The sequence below is a fragment of the Pseudomonas rhodesiae genome, from assembly GCF_013285305.1.
GTDB lineage: Bacteria > Pseudomonadota > Gammaproteobacteria > Pseudomonadales > Pseudomonadaceae > Aquipseudomonas > Aquipseudomonas rhodesiae.
On sequence record NZ_CP054205.1, the window covers coordinates 4950725 to 4966321 of the forward strand.

Here is a 15597-nt window from a genome sequence, read left to right on the forward strand (position 1 = left end):
TCGGAGAGTACACGCCATGTCAGATCTGGAATCCCTGCAAGTCTTCCAAGCCCTCAACCGCTCGCCCCACGCCCGCCTGGAAGCCTGCGCCGAGCTGGGTGACGGCCTCGCCGCGGCGCTGTGGAGCAATCATCATGACTCCCAGGACTACCAAGCGCCGGGGCATCACACCCTGTCGTGCTATGTGGGCGGCGGCACCGGTACGTTTCGGCGCGACCGGCCCGACACCAAGGGCGGCCCCGACAAGCTGTGCATCCTGCCCGCCGAGCATCAGTCCGGGTGGGTGATCAACGGCGAGATCCGCCTGGCCCATGTGTACTTCAGCCAGGAACAATTTGCCCTCGGTTGCGTGACCCTGCTCGACCGCGAACCACGCACTGTGCAGTTGCACGAGAGCACGTTTCTGGAAGACCCCAGGCAAGCTCAACGCTTTCACCAGTTGATCGCCCTGAACTGGCAGGAACCCGCCGAGCGTTTGCTGACCAGCAGCCTGGCCCACGAACTGCTCAACCACACTTTGCTCAGCCAGGTCGGCTTGCGCGACGGGTTGCGTTTGAAGGGCGGGCTGGCGCCGCACCAACGGCGGTTGTTGGTGGACTACATCGATTACCACTTGGAGGCTCCGCTCAGCCTCGGCCAATTGGCCGGGTTGTGCGCGCTGTCGGAGTACCACTTTGCGCGGATGTTCCGTCAAAGCTTCGGCCTGCCGCCCCATCAATACCTGCTGGCGCGCCGCCTGGCTCGTGCGCAGAGCCTGTTGCGGGGCGGCACCCTGCCCCTTGGCGAGATTGCGCTGATATGCGGCTTCTCCAGCGCCAGCCATTTCACTCACCGCTTCCGCCAGGCCATGGGCGCCACGCCTGGGGAATATCGCCAGGCGTTCTGCGCCTAGGTCATCAAGCCCAACGTCTTGGCCTTGGCCACCGCCTGGGTACGCCGCTCCACGCCGAGCTTGCTGTGGATGCGCCGTGCATGGGTCTTGACGGTGTGCAGGGAGATAAACAAACGGTCGGCGATTTCCAGGTTGGAGTTGCCCAGGGCAATCAATTGCAGCACTTCCAACTCGCGCTGACTGAGTGGGTTTTCCACCGTGCCCGGGCTTGAGGCCTGGGGCTCCATCCCCAGTTCGCTCAACAGCCCCGGCGAGCGCAGACGCAATTCGCGAATCGCTTGCTGCACCTGGCAGCGCGCCGCCAATTCAAGCCCGGCGTGCAATGAACGACGCGCCAGGCCGGCGTCGCCCAGTTGCCAAGCCACTTCGCCCAGCACCAGATGCAATTCGGTTTCCAGACAGAGCATGCCGCGCTGGTGGGTGGCGTCCAGCAGCGCTTGCAGGCGTGCCAGCGGCTGTTCGGCGCAACCCAGTTTTACCTCGGCCAGCACCAATAAGTATTCGAGGCGCGGGATCAACTCCAGAGTGGCCGGCGGCGCTTGCTTGGCCAGCGGCCCACGGAAGTGGCGCAGCACGCGGCGCAGCGCTTCCACGGTCAACTCGGCGCGGCCCTGCTGCAACCAGAAATGCCCGCTGACCAGCAGCAACACCGCGCGGTACACGGTGTCCGGCACCTGGCGTTGCTGCATCAGTCGTTCGGCCTCGCGCAGTTGAATGAACGCCTGGGCGTAATCGCCTCGGTTGGCCGCCAGCAGCGCCAGGCCAAGAAACCCGTAGAGCACGCGTTTGTCCTGGCTGTGCAGGCACAGGGGCAAGCCACTCTCAAAACACTCCGCGGCCAAGGCATCCTGCCCCTGGCGCAACGCCAGGTGCCCGCGGCGCAAGGCGATACGCCCGAGCAACGGTCCGGCCTTGAGCCGCTGCTTGAGCAACATCGCCTGCATATGTTCCAGCAGGCTCTGCGCCCGATGCGGCGCGCCGCGCTGTTCCAGTAACTGTGCGTGATCCAGCTCCAACAACGCTTCCAACAGCAATGAGCCATGGGCACGCGCCAGGCACAGCGCTTCGCGATTGAGGGTTTGTGCCACATCCAATTCACCGCGCAGCAAGGCTTGCTGGGTGAGCCCCGACAGGCACATCAACCGCGAGGTCCAGGCGCTGTCGGGCAAGGCTTGCAAGGCCTCGATAAAGTGCGCGCGCGAACCCTCGGCGTCGCCGTCCAAATGCAGCAACCACCCCCACTGTGCCTGCCAGCGCGCCAGCAAGTGGCGCTGTTGCGCCGCCGTCGGTTGCGGGGCGAAACGCGCAAGTTGGTCGATGCACACCGCCGCCTGCTCGAAGCGCCCGGCAAACAGCAGCGCCGCCGTGACCAGCCCCACCAACTGCGCCGAACCGAGCATCAGTTCGTCGCCATGCTCCTCGTGCAGGCGCAGCAGCAACACCGCGTTCTGCTGACGGAACAGGTCTTCGAAACTGAAATGCTGCAACAGGCTTACCGCCACTTCATATTCTTCGGCCAGCAGCGCCTGTTCGAAGGCGGCCTGCCAGTCCTGCTCGGCGGTGAACCATTGGCAGGCGCGGCGGTGCCAGGAGCGCTTGGTCGGCCAGGGCTCGTCGCGTATCAAGCGTGCCAGGGGTGGGAACACCTGCAACCAATCGCTGCTTTCCCACGCTTGGATAAACGCGCCGAGGGCCTGTAGGTCACGCAGGTACTGATCACCGTCGCCCGCGCCGAACAGGTGCTCGCACAGTCCGGTGTTGAAACGCGGCAGGTGGGCCAGCACGCGCCACGCGTCGGCCAGCTCAGGGGGCAGCGTGCTGAACAGTTCGTGTTGCAGGTAGTCGAGTAGGGTCTTGTCGGGATGACCGTCGCCCAGCAACGCGATGCGCACACCGGCGCACCAGCCGGCGCTGAATTGCAGCACGCCCTCGACGGACTGCCCCGGCGCATGGTTGAGCAGCGCCTGGATCTCTGGGGCGCTGAAGGCCAGCTCCGCGCCGCATTCCAGCAGTTCGTCGTCCAGCAGCAGCCGCGGCCAATTGCACGCCGGCCGCCGCCGCGCGCCTAGCCACCAGGTCAGCGCCGGGCTGCTGGCGGTAAACAGGCGGTCGAGCAAGGCATCGGTTGCGGGAGCGGGCAAGCGGCAAAAGTCATCGAGGAACAACCACGCCGGCGCCTGCCAGCGACCCAGGTCCTGTAGCAACGTGGCTTCATCGGTAAAGGGCAACCCCAGGTTATGCGCCAAGCGCTGGCAGAGATCGAGGGGGTCGAGCGCCACGCCGTTGAGCGGCAGCCAGTACACCTGACAGCCTTCGGGCGCCTGCAATGCGCACTCGGCAAGCAGCGCGCTCTTGCCACTGCCGCCGGGGGCGCACACCAACTTTACCCGCGCGGCAGACGCCAGCAACGGCTCAGCCAGTCGCGGGCGCAGCAGATGATGGGCGGACAGCCGAGGCATGAATCCAGGACGGTCCAGGCAGCGAGTCATGGCGGTCATTGCTGCATCCTGCGTTTTTATTGTTATGCAACCTGACGCGTACCCTAGACCCGTGGCGGGCGATTGTTGAAGAAGTATTCAGCGGGGTGATTGAAGGCCATGCATAAAACCCAAGGTGGGAGGGGGCCAGCCTCCTCCCACCTTTGATTCGGGATCAGCGCACGCCTTCGGCTCGCAACGCCGCCGGAGTGTAGTCCGCCGCCTTGGCTGCGAACCCGAACACGAAGCTGCTCTTCTCCTCGTTCTTCATCCCCAGCGCGATATAACGCCCGGCGATCAAGTCATACAGGGTCTCGACGGTATACGCCGGCACCTGATGGTCGTAGTAGAACTGCGAATGGCCTTCGGCAACCCGCCACAGTTGGCCACGGCCGTCATAGTGATCCACCAGCGCGACTTGCCAGCTGTCTTCATCGATGTACATGTGACGCTTGGCATAGATGTGGCGCTCGCTCGGCTTGACCGTGCCGACCACTTCCCACACGCGGTGCAGCTCGTAGCGGGTCAGGTCCTGGTTGATGTGGCCGGCCTTGATGATGTCGTCATACTTGAGCGACGGCGAGTCGAGCTTGTAGCTGTTGTAGGGGATGTACATCTCTTTTTTGCCCACCAGCTTCCAGTCATAGCGGTCGGGCGCGCCGGAGAACATATCGAAGTTGTCGGTGGTGCGCAGACCGTCGGACGCGGTGCCCGGCCCGTCATAGGACACTTGCGGCGCCCGCCGCACGCGGCGTTGACCGGCGTTGTAGATCCACGCCAGGCGCGGCTCTTTCACCTGGTCGAGGGTTTCGTGCACCAGCAGCACGTTACCCGCCAGGCGCGCCGGCGCGGTCACCGATTGCTTGAAGTAACTCAACACGTTAGCCGCCTTGGCCGGGTCGATATCCGGGATGGCCTGGGGCACCGCCACTTCTTCCTCGAAGCGGATCGGCGTGTAGCTGCCATTGGTCTGTGGGGTGGCCTGGGTGATGATGCGACGCAGGTTGCCGCCGTGATAACGGGTGATGTGGTTCCACAGCACCTCCACGCCATTCTTGGGAATCGGGAACGCGTAGTAACGATTGCCGGTGAAGTTCTCCAGGCCGTTACCGTCGTTGATCGCCTTGACGTTCAGCGCGCTGCGCTTGATCGATTCATAGATGTCAGGCGGCAGGTTCACCGTGCGGTGGCTGGGGTAGACCGGGATCTTGTAGGTCTCGGGGTAGCGCTTGAACATCGCCACTTGGCCGTCGGATAGTTTGTCCTTGTACTTGTCCACCGTAGCGGCGGTGATCACAAACAGCGGTTTTTCATTGGCGAACGGGTCAGCCAGAAAGCCTTTGCTGTCCACCGCGCCGGCGTTTTTAGGGATGCCACCGGTCCAGGCCGGGATCGAACCGTCGGCATTACCGGCCTTCTCCGCGCCCACCGGAGTGAGGGTGGTGCCAAGCTTGGCGGCTTCTTCCGGGGAAACCGCGGCCCATACGTTGGCGGCCAACAAGCTGAGGGCCAACACTGCAATTGTCTTACGCATACGTTCTTGTCCTTCTTTAAGCCAAATCAGAAGTTCACGCCGAAGCTGAGGGCGAGGAAGTCACGGTCGGTCAGGGTGTTGTAATCGCCGCCGAAGAAGTCGGTGTAACTGAGGCTGGCGGTGTAGGTGCTGCGGTAGTCAGCATCGACGCCCACGCTGATGGCCTTGGCGCCTTTGTTGAACAGGCCGTTGGGGCCGTAGCCGGCAACGTCATGGGACCAGGACAGGTTGGGTTTGAGGTTCACCCCGGCAATCGCGTTGTTGTAGTCCAGGATCGCCCGCGCGCGGTAACCCCAGGACGTCGAGGTGACGAAACCGTCGGTGTCGCCCTGGAATCCGTAAGCGCCATACACCGAGTCGCGGCCGTAACGCAGTTTGGATTTGTCTTCCAGGCCCGCCACATGTACCACGGCCGCTTCGCCCACCACCGTCAGACGCTCAGCGCCCAACACCTGGTCGAAGAACTGGGTCATGGAGCTCTGGATCTGGGTGATTTCCTTGCGGCGGTAGCCGGTGTTGTCATCCCCGAAGTTGCTGCGAATCGGCGAGGCCGCCTGGCCGGCGACCGGGTTGATCAAGGCCAGGGTCAGGTCGGTGGTGTTCAGTTGCACCGGCGCATTCGGCCGGTAGCTGATCTCCCCGGTCCAGGCCGTACCGGTGGGCAACGTGGTGGAGAAACTGGCGCCGAACAGTCGGATATCTTCCGGGTAATCGAGGTAGTACTGGCCACGCCCGAGCATCAGGCTTTGCACCAGGCCCGCACCGGAACCGGGGGCCAGGCCATTGGCCGCGCCGGCGATGGCGCCGAGGGTGGCCAGGCTGGTGTTGTTGGTGATGGTGCCCACGGTCGGGGTCCGGCTGTGGTAGTTCATGAAGTACAGGCCGTACTCGGTGTCGTCGCCCAACCAGCGCAATGCGGCGCCGAACTGGCCGGAATCCCGCGCATCGCGGTCGCCGGCACGCCGTACGATCACCCCTTCATTGGCCACACTAAAACCCTGGCCGAACGCCGCCGCTACCGGTTGCAACGGGCGGATGGCCGGGTTGCCGACTGTGTAATTATTGGTGCAACCGTCCGCCGCCACATCGCCACCGAAGAACGTGCCGCAGTTGTCCAACACGGTCTGGTCCCATTCCAGCTGATAGAAACCTTCCACGGTCAGCTGGTTGGTCAGGCTCTGGGACGCGAACAGCATGTTGACCGGGATCAGGCCTTCCTTGATCTCGGCGCCCGGCCGACGAAACGCTGACACGTCGATCGGGTTGATGCTGTTGATGGAGTTACCGATGAAGGTGCTTTCGCCCCAACTGACCACCTGCTTACCGGCGCGCACGGTGCCCGGCAGGTCGCCCAAGGAATAGTTGTGGTAGACGAACGCATCGAGGATCTCTGCGCCGCTGGATTTGGCGCCTTCCTTGCGGTTGTGGTCGCTGATGGGCTTGAACTCGCGGTCTTCGTCCTTGAGTTCGAAGTCGTACCAGTATTTGCCGCGCACGAATACGCCGGTATCGCCGTACTTCAGCTCCAGATCGTGCAAGCCTTTAAAGATTTTGGAGAAGGTCTCGCCCTTCTTGAAGTTGAGACGTCCGTCATCCCCCGTGGAAGCCTGGCCCGTGCCGCCGTTGACGGTGCCCACGAGCTTCTTGTCGGCATCGCGCATGCCCCAACTCGAACCGACCGACAGCGACGAATCGAATTGCCCTTCGATCTCGCCAATGTTGAACGAAACAGCCTGCGCCTGAGCGCAGCAACCCAACGCAACCGCAGCGGCCAGCGCCTGTGGCGTGAAGATGGCGCGCATTGTTGTTTTTGTCATGCGTCTTCCCCGGTGAGTGACAGAAGGCCCCACCCTACTGCCGCGCATCAGGAGCGATAAGCGCACCAAGGAGGGATTCGTGTTGTCGCTCGAAAGGATTACAGGCCGCTCTGGCTGGGTGCGGGCGCGGGTATGCGCCGGGTGGATGGGGCACTATCAGGAACATGGATGGCGAACTTATGACTGTTTCCGGATACGTAACAGTCCTTGTCCTGAACCGCTATTACTCATCTTGTTACAAACCGCTATTCTGACCGGGCTTTCAGGGCAAACCGCCCGCTTCCAGGTTTGGAAGACAAGCTGAAGTTCAATAGATTGATGCCTTTTTTCAATCTGTTACCGGTGTTCACTGACGTTGATTTGTTGCTCCTTGATCAAACGTCTTACTTCGGCCGCTGCCTGTGCAGCGGCCTTTTTTATGCGCGAAACAAAACGGGGCGCCATCAGCGCCCCGTGGGATTCAAGCATGTTCAGGCAATGATCACAGGCTGTATTTCTGCAAGTTGGCCATCATCTCCTTCAACGCTTCGATATTGTCCTTGGGGTGCGCGGCGCCTTCGAAGTCGCAGATCTGCGCCCAATGGGTGGCCACATCGTCCGGGGAGAACCCGGCTTCGGGGTCGAAGCCCACGCCCAGGCTGCGCTCCCAGCGGGTCTTGCCGATCCAGCCACCGCCCACTTCGAACAGCCCCGAGGTTTCCTGGCAGGCCTCACTGCCCAAGTACACCACCAGCGGGCTGACCAGCTCCGGCTTGAGGCGTTCGAACACCTGCGGCGGAATCAAGCCTTCAGTCATGCGCGTGGCGCCGGTCGGGGCTATGGCATTGACCAGGATGTTGTTCTTGCGGCCTTCCAGCGCCAGGGTGCGGGTCAGGCCGTACAGGCCGAGCTTGGCCATGCCGTAGTTGGACTGGCCGAAGTTGCCGTAGATGCCCGAGGTGGACGCGGTGAAGATCACCCGGCCATAACCTTGCTCGCGCAGATGGGGCCAGGCGGCGCGGGTGACTTTGTAGGCGCCTTCGACATGCACCCGGTAAACCAGGTCCCAGTCGCTGTCGTCCATTTTATGAAAGGTCTTGTCCCGCAGAATGCCGGCGTTGTTGACCACCACGTCGATACGGCCAAACGCATCGAGAGCGTTCTGCACGATCTTGTCACCGTCGGTGACAGAGTCATGGTTGGCCTCGGCGATACCGCCCGCCGCACGAATCTCCGCCACTACACGGTCAGCCGCCGACGCACTGGCGCCCTCGCCCTGGGTCGAACCGCCGAGATCGTTGACCAGCACCTTGGCGCCATGCCGGGCGAACAACAGCGCATGGGCCCGGCCCAAGCCGCCGCCGGCACCGGTGACGATCACGACCTTATCCTGAAACTGCACTGACTCACTCATACCGAACTCCAATGGCGACAATGGGAATGGCTGGAGTGTCAGGCACAGGGCCTTTGGTCACAATAAATACGGTCGCGGCTGAATGGTGCGCGATAAGGCTGAGGGATAATTGCGCGCCTCAGGAATAGGCCACCTGCGACGCGGGCCGCCCGATCCGGTCACGAAATGCCAGGTAGTGCTTGAGCACCTGCACCGGCGCCTCGACCTGTGGGTAATGGCCGATATTGGCCAGCAGCACCGTATCAGCATTCGGTATCAACTGCTGGTAACGCTCCACCATGTGGGCACCGGAAATCGGATCGATCTCGCCGTCGATCACCCGCAACGGCACGCCCCCCTTTTGCATGGCCTGCACCCAACGCTCGCGCAGGCGCCGACGCTGGGGGATGTAAGCGATCAATTTGTGCAGGATGCGCGGGCCATCGTTGCAACTGATCAGGCTCCAGTAATCATCCAGGGCACTTTCGCTGGGGCGGGTGGAGGGGCCGAAAATCTGGCTGAAGCTTTTCGACAGGGCATTGCGCCCGAAGGCCCGCCCGATCATCCAACCCAATGGGCTGAGCAAGAGTTTCTGCACCAGCGCCGGGCGATGGGTTTCCGGAAACAGCCCACCGTTGAGAAACACCCCACTGGCCATGCGGAAGCGGCCTTCATAGTGCCGCGCCAACAGTTCTTGGGCGACGCTGTCGCCATAGTCGTGGGCCAACACATGTACCGGTTGATCCACACACAGATGGTCGAGCAGGGCCTGCTGCAAATCCGCCTGTTCCAACAGGCAGTAGCCATGGTCCAGGGGCTTGTCCGAATCGCCGAAACCGAGCATGTCGCAGGCGATCACTAGGTAGCGCTGGGCCAGGGCTTGCCACAGGTAATGCCAGTCCCAACTGGCCGTGGGAAAACCGTGGATCAGCAACAGCGGCTCGCCCTGCCCCGCTACCCAGTAGCGGATGGTACGGCCATGAAAGTCGAAATCCTGGCCACGCTTGCGCCAGGCTCGAAGCGGGATCTCGGCGATTGGCATCAGGTTTTATACCCAGGGTTTTGATGGTCCAGCTTACGCAGCAACGCCGGCCAGGCCAGCGCGCCGCCCATGCCTTGAGCGCTCTTGGTGACGGCCGCGCTCATGGCCTTCGCTCCCGCGAGAATCTGCGGCTCGATGCCAATCAGCTCGGCACCGCCGGTTTGCGCCAGTACTTGGATTTCGCAGGCGCGCTGGAAGATAAACATCATCAGGAATGTGTCGGCGATGCTAGCGCCGCAGGTCAGCAGGCCATGGTTGTGCAACATCAGAAAGTGACTGTCGCCCAGATCGGCTTGCAGGCGGGCCTTTTCCTCGTGGTTCAGCGCCACCCCTTCGTAAGCGTGATAGGCCAGGCTGGAGAGCACGAAGATCGATTGCTGACTGATGGGCAATACGCCCTGTTTCTGCGCAGCCACGGCGACACCGGCGGCGGTGTGGGTGTGCAGCACGCAGGTCACATCGTGGCGCACTTCATGGATGGCGCTGTGGATGGTGTAGCCGGCCGGGTTGATGTCATAGGGGCTGTCCATGCGCTTGTTGCCGGCCTGGTCGACCTTGACCAGGCTCGACGCGGTAATCTCGTGGAACATCAGGCCGTAGGGGTTGATCAGGAAATCGTCGGTGCCCGGCACTTTGGCCGATATATGGGTGAAGATCAGATCGTCCCAACCATGCATCGCTACCAGGCGATAGCACGCGGCAAGGTCGACACGCGTTTGCCACTCGGCAGCGCTGACCTGGGCCTGGACATTGTGTGGCGATACAACCGGGGCTAGGCTCACGGTGATGACCTCCTTGGCGCACGTTCTTATTGTTTTTTTTTGGGATGGGCCAGTCTAGTCAGGCGCCTTGGCTGGCGGAGTCGCCTTGGCAGCCAGCTTGATGACTGTGCGAGTCAGCTTTGAGAATAGTTGAAATTCGTCCAAGCGCCGTCAGAGAAGCGCCGCCAATAAAGGCGCGGCAAACAGGTTGAGCAGGCCGGTCAGCACCATCACCAGGCCGGCCACCGAGCCTTCTTCGCCACCCACCTCATGGGCGCGGCTCACACCCGCACCGTGGGCGCCTACCCCGAACAGCGCGCCACGCGCCAACGGCGTGCGCAACGGCAGCCATTTGAGCAACACGCCGCCGAGCATGGCGCCGATCACCCCGGTGAACATCACGAATACAGCCGTGAGTTCCGGCACCCCGCCAAGGTCGGATGACACCGGCATGGCGAACGGCGTAGTGATCGAGCGCGGCACCAGCGACAACGCCACCGAGCTGTCCAACGCCAGCGCTTTGGCCAGGCCAAACGAGGTGGCGATGGAGGCTGCGCTGCCCGCCACCATCCCCAGCAACAACGCCGACCAGTGTCGCGCCAACAAACGGCGCTGCTGCCAGATAGGCACCGCGAACGCCACGGTGACCGGGCCTAGCACCCCAATCAACCAGTGGGTGTCGGTGGCGTATTCGGCATAGGCGGTATGCATCGGCACCGCCACCGCCAGCAGCAACACCGGCACCAGGACCAACGGCGACAACAGATAACGCCCGGTGCGTCGATACAACCAACGGCTGAAGACATAGGCGCCGAGGGTCAGCGCAAGCCAGAACAACGGCATCAGTTCAAACTTCATGGCGCAACCTCCAGCGGCACACCAGCTCCACGGTAAACGCCGTGACCAGCATTACAGCCAATGTGCTGCAACCGATCACCAGCAGGATGCGCCAGCCTTCGTTGCGTACCAGGCCGCCGTAGTCCAACAGGCTCATCAATGCAGGAATAAAGAACAGCAGCATTTCCGCCATTAACACACCGGCGCCAAATTGCAGCGTGGCCGGTTGCACCAAGCCACTGGCGAAGGCCACCAGCAACAGGCCCAGGCCCACCACGCCGCCGGGAATCGGCCAGGCCAGCCAGGCGGCTAATTGGCATCCCAGCAGGTAGATAGCCAGCAACACCACCAGTTCGGTCAACAGGCGGCCAAGGGGTTTAAAGGTAAGACGATTCATGGTTGGGGTCCTCGCAGGGCTTCTATTTTAAAGAGCCCATGCCTATCCCCGAAGCGAATTGTTAGACTGCCAGCCATTCCAGACTGGAATCGGACCCATGGAATTCAAACAGCTGCGCAGTTTTGTCGAAGTGGTTCATCGCGGCGGGTTTACCCAGGCCGGTAAAACCCTGCATATCAGCCAATCGGCGGTCAGTAAGCAGGTCGCACAATTGGAATACAGCCTCGGCACGCCGCTGCTGGAGCGCACTGGTTCGCACATTCGCCTGACCGCCGCTGGCCGCGTCGTGTTGCAACGCGCCGAAGCCATGCTGCGCTTGCAAAGCGAACTGCAGAGCGAACTGGACGACATGCAACAGCTCACCCGTGGCGAGTTACGCCTGGGCCTGCCGCAGCTAGGCGGCGATACCTTGTTCGCCGAGCTATTTGCCGAATACCGCCGACGCTACCCCAACGTGACTATCCAATTGCTGGAAGGCGGCACGCGTAGCATCGAACAGGCGATTCTCAACGGCGAATTGGAAGTGGGCGGCAGCCTGATGCCCAGCGACCCGGCGTTTGCCTGGCAGGCGTTCTGCGATGAACCGCTGGACGCGTTGCTGCCCGTGGATCACCCCTTGGCGCAACAACCACAGGTACGCCTGGAGGCGCTGGCCGACACACCGTTCCTGATGTACCAGCGCAGCTTCGTGTTGAATGATCGGCTGCTGCAAGCCTGCCAAAGCCTGGGCTTTACCCCCAAGGAAGCCGGGCGCAGCGGCCAGGCGGATTTCCTTGCGGCCCTGGTCGCGGCCGGCCAGGGCGTGGTGCTGCTACCCAGCGTGGTCGCCCGTGGGCTGGTGCGTCCAGGGGTGGTGCGCGTGCCCCTGCAAGCGCCGGATTATCTGCGTTGGGACATTGCTTTTATCTGGCGCGAAGGCGCTTATCTGTCGAAAGCCGCCCAAGCCTGGCTGGCACTGTTGCGTGAGTACCCACTCAACCGCGCAGTGCCGTGATCAACTCGCCCAGCCACGGTTCGGCGTCGGTTTCCGGGGTCACGCTTTCGCTGGCATCCAGGCGCAGCATCGGCAGCACTTCGCTCACGCCCAGCTCGCCGAACAGCTCGCGCATCTGCTCGCCACCGGCGCAGAAGGTATCGCCGTAGCTGGCGTCGCCCAGGGCGATTACCGCGCCAGGCAAACCGCGCAAAGCGGCAGGTAGTTGATCGCGAAGTGTCGAGTACAGAGGCTGGAGGTTGTCGGGCAATTCACCCATGCCGGTGGTGGACGTCACGGCCACGAGCGCCTGGGGGGCATACGCCTGCACGTCCGCCAGGGTGGCGCGAGGATCGTGCCAGGCCTCGAAGCCTGCGGCTTTGAGGAGGCCGACGGCGTGGCGGGCCACTTCTTCTGCGGTGCCGTACACCGAGCCGGAAAGGATGGCGACTTTCATCAATCTGATCCTGTAGTTGAGCGAAAACCTGGGATATTAACAGCTGGCGCAAAAATTTCGCGGCGCCCCGTGCAAGATTCAGCACTTGCCATAAACTGCACATTCCACCGACATGCCATGGACCGCTCAATGATTAATGCCAAGCTGATGCAACTGGTCATCAATGCGTCGAACGACGGTATCGTCGTCGCCGAACGCGAAGGCAAAGACAAACCACTGATTTACGTCAACCCGGCATTCGAACGGCTGACCGGTTACACCTTGGATGAAATCCTCTATCAGGACTGCCGCTTCCTGCAATCGGGCGATCGCGACCAACCCGCGCTGATGGCCATTCGCGACACGCTGGAGAGCGGCGGCGCCTGCCGAGAAATCCTGCGTAATTACCGCAAGGACGGCAGTCATTTCTGGAATGAGCTTTCTCTTTCGACGGTTTATAACCAGGCCGACAAGCAGACGTATTTTGTCGGTGTGCAGAAGGACGTCACCCAGCAGGTCAAGGCCCAACAACGCGTGGCCCAGTTGGAAGCCGAACTGGCCCAGGTCAAGGCCGAGCTGGCCGCCCTTCGCGCGACCAGCGGCTCAAACAAAATTTAGAAAACAGAATCACTAAAGGGGATAATGGCGCTTTAGCACCTCCTACCGAGCAACGGCGATGCCACGCAACGCACTTCTGACCCAGGATGAACTGGACTTCATTCAGAACATGCAGCACAACCCGCAACTCAACCTGCGGGATTCTTCGTCGAGCCTGACCGTCAACGGCGGCGCGCAGATTCGCGATCTACTCACCCGCCTCGCGGCTCATGACCATGTGACCATCCAGGCGCAGTTCGACAACCAGCAACTGACCTTCCCTTTGCATCTGGTAGAGGACGAGTTCAATGCTGTGCATCTGCGGCTAGGCGTGCCGAGTATTTTCGAAGACGGGCCCATGATTCGCCCGTGGCGGCTGGCACTGGAAACGCCGGTGGCATTGGAGAATATCCGGGGCATCCCTGGCGCCCTGTGGGTGCATGAGGTGTCATTCAAAGGCGTGCTGGTGGAAATCCGCGGGCGCTTCAAGCCGCCGAAAACCTTCGCGTTGTGGTTCAGCCCTTCCGGCTACGAGCGCATCGCCCTGCGCGGCACGCTGCAACGGGAAACCGCGCGGGGCCTGTTCGCCTATCGCATTAGCCAGAGCAACGTGGACGAAACCGAACGCCTGCGCCACTTCATCCTGCACCAGCACCGCCTGGCGCACCCGCACGTGCACGCCTGAAATCAGGTATCGAGGCTGCCGCTGAGGAACTGCTGCAAGCGGCGCTGCATCACCGGCCCGTCATTGCCCAAGCAGCCGATGGAAGAGCCCGCCAGGTCGTTTTCGGCCAGGTCCGAAGCATCCCCGGCGATAAATAGCGGGCAATCCAGGGTTTGCGCCAGGCGGTTCAACCGCGCAGCCAGGTCGTGGTTATGGGCATGATTGGAGAAGATCACCAGCGCCTGGGGCTGGATCTTCTGGCAGACCAGCGTCAACTCGTCGAAAGGCTGGCCCATCCCGAGCACCCTCACGGCTAGGCCGTCGCGCGCCATCAGCAAGCCCGCCACCAGCAATTCCAACTTACGGCATTCGCCCGGCAGAGCCGCCAGTAAAACCCGACGCGGTGCTGCGGCGCTTGCCAGTTGCAGACGCTGCGATACTTGCATGCGCAGGAAGGCGTCGAAGAACAACCATTCACTGGCCTGGCCGAAGCGTCCTTGATGGCGCAGCAGCTCACTCCATAACGGCATCAGGATGTCTTGGAATGCGACGCTGACGGGGTAGGTGGCAAGCACCTGGCCGTACAGGCTCTCCAGTTGGCGGTCATCGAAACCACTGATGGCCTGTCTCAGCCGTGCCTGTAACTGCAGCCATTCATTCTCCTGCGGCGCAACCCCTTCGGCGCGGACCGCTTCAGCCTGGCGAGCATCCCGGGCGAGAATCTTGCCCACTTTACTGACCGCCACGCCACGCTCGACCCAACTGAGAATGCGATTGACCGTCTCAATATCGTGCCGAGAGTACAACCGATGCCCACTTTCGGTGCGCATTGGCTGGATCAGACCGTAGCGTCGCTCCCAGGCACGCAGGGTGACGGGGTTGATGCCTGTCATTCTGGACACTTCGCGGATCGGAAACAGCTCTTGGGAATCCGTCGAATCTGAATGCGAAATACTATCAACAGGGGCAATGATCACAGGCATTTAAGACCAAAGAACCAACGGTAAGCGGGGCCTCATTTAACGCCTTTAAAGCTGTCTATTTCAAGGCCTGTGCTTTTCAGACCAATGTCGCTGGTGTATTGGCTGAATTCAGGAATAATCCTTGCCTGTTTTTTCCACGTCGCTGCATTACCCCGCAGCCTCGTCTGTGTGCCACCTACCCGGTCAAGCGCACCTGTCTATTTGGAGATACACAATGTCTACCTCTCCCGTCACCCTGATGGTCGCCCGCCGTGTGGCCAAGGGACGCTACGAAGAACTGATGGCCTGGCTGCGCGAAGGCGAGCAATTGGCCACCGACTTCCCTGGTTACCTGGGCTCGGGCGTACTCGCGCCACCGCCCAACGACGATGAGTTCCAGATCATTTTCCGGTTCGCCGATGAACAGACCCTGCACGCCTGGGAGTTTTCGGCGTCGCGCAGTGCCTGGCTGAGCCGGGGCAGCGACTTGTTTGCCGACCCGTCCGAGCACCGTGTGCGTGGCATCGACGGTTGGTTCGGCGCAGTAGGTGCACGTCCACCGCGCTGGAAGCAGGCCGTGGCGATCTGGCTGGCCTTTTTCCCGGTGTCGCTGCTGTTCAACTTTGTGTTGGGGCCGCTGCTCAACGGGCTGGAGCTGGTGCCTCGGGTGCTGGTCAGTACCCTGGCGCTGACGCCACTGATGGTTTACCTGTTCATCCCGCTGTCGACCCACCTGCTGGCGAACTGGCTGCACCCCACCCCGCCACCGCCCAAGACCACCGAAGCGGCGGCGTAAATACAGAGGCCGCGTGTCGCTGGTATGATTCGAGCCTGCC

General features: G+C 62.1%; 15 protein-coding genes. 5 read left to right on the top strand and 10 right to left on the bottom strand.

All coding sequences use genetic code 11. The annotated features are described in order from the left end of the window. Positions 1-16: 16 nt before the first annotated feature. Positions 17-892: an AraC family transcriptional regulator gene (locus tag HRH33_RS22410; protein ID WP_034100516.1), complete on the top strand. Its 876-nt coding sequence runs from the start codon at positions 17-19 to the stop codon at positions 890-892. On the opposite strand, the gene HRH33_RS22415 is transcribed toward HRH33_RS22410, so the two are convergent. The 8 genes from HRH33_RS22415 to HRH33_RS22450 all read right to left on the bottom strand — a co-directional run bounded on the left by HRH33_RS22415 (position 889) and on the right by HRH33_RS22450 (position 11129). Continuing rightward, positions 889-3390 carry a LuxR C-terminal-related transcriptional regulator gene (locus HRH33_RS22415; RefSeq protein ID WP_167416604.1) on the bottom strand — a complete coding sequence of 834 codons (2502 nt, stop codon included), beginning with the start codon at positions 3388-3390 and terminating at the stop codon, positions 889-891. The genes HRH33_RS22410 and HRH33_RS22415 overlap by 4 nt on opposite strands. A 154-nt stretch (positions 3391-3544) precedes the next feature. Next, a complete protein-coding gene (locus tag HRH33_RS22420) occupies positions 3545-4903 on the bottom strand; it encodes a DUF1329 domain-containing protein (RefSeq protein WP_034100521.1) in 1359 nt (452 codons plus the stop codon). Between the two features lie 26 nt (positions 4904-4929). Beyond that, positions 4930-6720 carry a DUF1302 domain-containing protein gene (locus HRH33_RS22425; RefSeq protein WP_371264009.1) on the bottom strand — a complete coding sequence of 597 codons (1791 nt, stop codon included), beginning with the start codon at positions 6718-6720 and terminating at the stop codon, positions 4930-4932. 481 nt (positions 6721-7201) lie between these two features. Then, positions 7202-8113 (bottom strand): SDR family oxidoreductase, encoded by a 912-nt coding sequence (locus HRH33_RS22430; protein ID WP_167416603.1) that lies wholly within the window; start codon positions 8111-8113, stop codon positions 7202-7204. Between the two features lie 118 nt (positions 8114-8231). Further along, positions 8232-9134: an alpha/beta fold hydrolase gene (locus HRH33_RS22435; protein ID WP_167416602.1), complete on the bottom strand. Its 903-nt coding sequence runs from the start codon at positions 9132-9134 to the stop codon at positions 8232-8234. Next, positions 9134-9916: a class II aldolase/adducin family protein gene (locus HRH33_RS22440; RefSeq protein ID WP_167416601.1), complete on the bottom strand. Its 783-nt coding sequence runs from the start codon at positions 9914-9916 to the stop codon at positions 9134-9136. The genes HRH33_RS22435 and HRH33_RS22440 overlap by 1 nt, the downstream gene beginning before the upstream one ends. Positions 9917-10066: 150 nt before the next feature. Next, entirely contained in the window at positions 10067-10753 is a 687-nt protein-coding gene (locus HRH33_RS22445; protein WP_034139253.1) for an LrgB family protein, read from the bottom strand. Beyond that, positions 10743-11129, bottom strand: a complete 387-nt coding sequence (locus tag HRH33_RS22450; protein WP_167416600.1) for a CidA/LrgA family protein — start codon at positions 11127-11129, stop codon at positions 10743-10745. Before HRH33_RS22450 ends, HRH33_RS22445 begins: the two co-directional genes overlap by 11 nt. Positions 11130-11226: 97 nt before the next feature. Here HRH33_RS22450 and HRH33_RS22455 point away from each other — a divergent pair, with 97 nt between their 5' ends. Further along, positions 11227-12123, top strand: coding sequence for a LysR family transcriptional regulator (locus tag HRH33_RS22455; protein ID WP_034115059.1), 897 nt, complete (start codon positions 11227-11229; stop codon positions 12121-12123). On the opposite strand, the gene HRH33_RS22460 is transcribed toward HRH33_RS22455, so the two are convergent. Beyond that, on the bottom strand, positions 12104-12559 hold the full coding sequence (locus tag HRH33_RS22460) for a flavodoxin (RefSeq protein WP_167416599.1): 456 nt from the start codon (positions 12557-12559) through the stop codon (positions 12104-12106). The genes HRH33_RS22455 and HRH33_RS22460 overlap by 20 nt on opposite strands. Positions 12560-12688: 129 nt before the next feature. On the opposite strand from HRH33_RS22460, the gene HRH33_RS22465 reads away from it, so the two are divergent. Beyond that, positions 12689-13156, top strand: coding sequence for a PAS domain S-box protein (locus HRH33_RS22465; RefSeq protein WP_167416598.1), 468 nt, complete (start codon positions 12689-12691; stop codon positions 13154-13156). Between the two features lie 58 nt (positions 13157-13214). Then, positions 13215-13820: a hypothetical protein gene (locus HRH33_RS22470; protein WP_167416597.1), complete on the top strand. Its 606-nt coding sequence runs from the start codon at positions 13215-13217 to the stop codon at positions 13818-13820. A gap of 2 nt (positions 13821-13822) precedes the next feature. On the opposite strand, the gene HRH33_RS22475 is transcribed toward HRH33_RS22470, so the two are convergent. Beyond that, positions 13823-14782 carry a MerR family transcriptional regulator gene (locus HRH33_RS22475; RefSeq protein ID WP_167416596.1) on the bottom strand — a complete coding sequence of 320 codons (960 nt, stop codon included), beginning with the start codon at positions 14780-14782 and terminating at the stop codon, positions 13823-13825. A 214-nt stretch (positions 14783-14996) separates the two neighbouring features. Between HRH33_RS22475 and HRH33_RS22480 the strand changes: the two genes are divergently transcribed. After that, positions 14997-15557 carry an antibiotic biosynthesis monooxygenase gene (locus HRH33_RS22480; protein WP_123478651.1) on the top strand — a complete coding sequence of 187 codons (561 nt, stop codon included), beginning with the start codon at positions 14997-14999 and terminating at the stop codon, positions 15555-15557. The last annotated feature ends 40 nt before the right edge of the window (positions 15558-15597 follow it).

Bases quoted from the DNA above. Each gene is read 5' to 3' on its own strand.
- HRH33_RS22410 (WP_034100516.1), top strand. From the start codon at position 17: ATGTCAGATCTGGAATCCCTGCAAGTCTTCCAAGCCCTCAACCGCTCG.
- HRH33_RS22415 (WP_167416604.1), bottom strand. From the start codon at position 3,390: ATGACCGCCATGACTCGCTGCCTGGACCGTCCTGGATTCATGCCTCGG.
- HRH33_RS22420 (WP_034100521.1), bottom strand. From the start codon at position 4,903: ATGCGTAAGACAATTGCAGTGTTGGCCCTCAGCTTGTTGGCCGCCAAC.
- HRH33_RS22425 (WP_371264009.1), bottom strand. From the start codon at position 6,720: ATGACAAAAACAACAATGCGCGCCATCTTCACGCCACAGGCGCTGGCC.
- HRH33_RS22430 (WP_167416603.1), bottom strand. From the start codon at position 8,113: ATGAGTGAGTCAGTGCAGTTTCAGGATAAGGTCGTGATCGTCACCGGT.
- HRH33_RS22435 (WP_167416602.1), bottom strand. From the start codon at position 9,134: ATGCCAATCGCCGAGATCCCGCTTCGAGCCTGGCGCAAGCGTGGCCAG.
- HRH33_RS22445 (WP_034139253.1), bottom strand. From the start codon at position 10,753: ATGAAGTTTGAACTGATGCCGTTGTTCTGGCTTGCGCTGACCCTCGGC.
- HRH33_RS22450 (WP_167416600.1), bottom strand. From the start codon at position 11,129: ATGAATCGTCTTACCTTTAAACCCCTTGGCCGCCTGTTGACCGAACTG.
- HRH33_RS22455 (WP_034115059.1), top strand. From the start codon at position 11,227: ATGGAATTCAAACAGCTGCGCAGTTTTGTCGAAGTGGTTCATCGCGGC.
- HRH33_RS22460 (WP_167416599.1), bottom strand. From the start codon at position 12,559: ATGAAAGTCGCCATCCTTTCCGGCTCGGTGTACGGCACCGCAGAAGAA.
- HRH33_RS22465 (WP_167416598.1), top strand. From the start codon at position 12,689: ATGATTAATGCCAAGCTGATGCAACTGGTCATCAATGCGTCGAACGAC.
- HRH33_RS22470 (WP_167416597.1), top strand. From the start codon at position 13,215: ATGCCACGCAACGCACTTCTGACCCAGGATGAACTGGACTTCATTCAG.
- HRH33_RS22475 (WP_167416596.1), bottom strand. From the start codon at position 14,782: ATGCCTGTGATCATTGCCCCTGTTGATAGTATTTCGCATTCAGATTCG.
- HRH33_RS22480 (WP_123478651.1), top strand. From the start codon at position 14,997: ATGTCTACCTCTCCCGTCACCCTGATGGTCGCCCGCCGTGTGGCCAAG.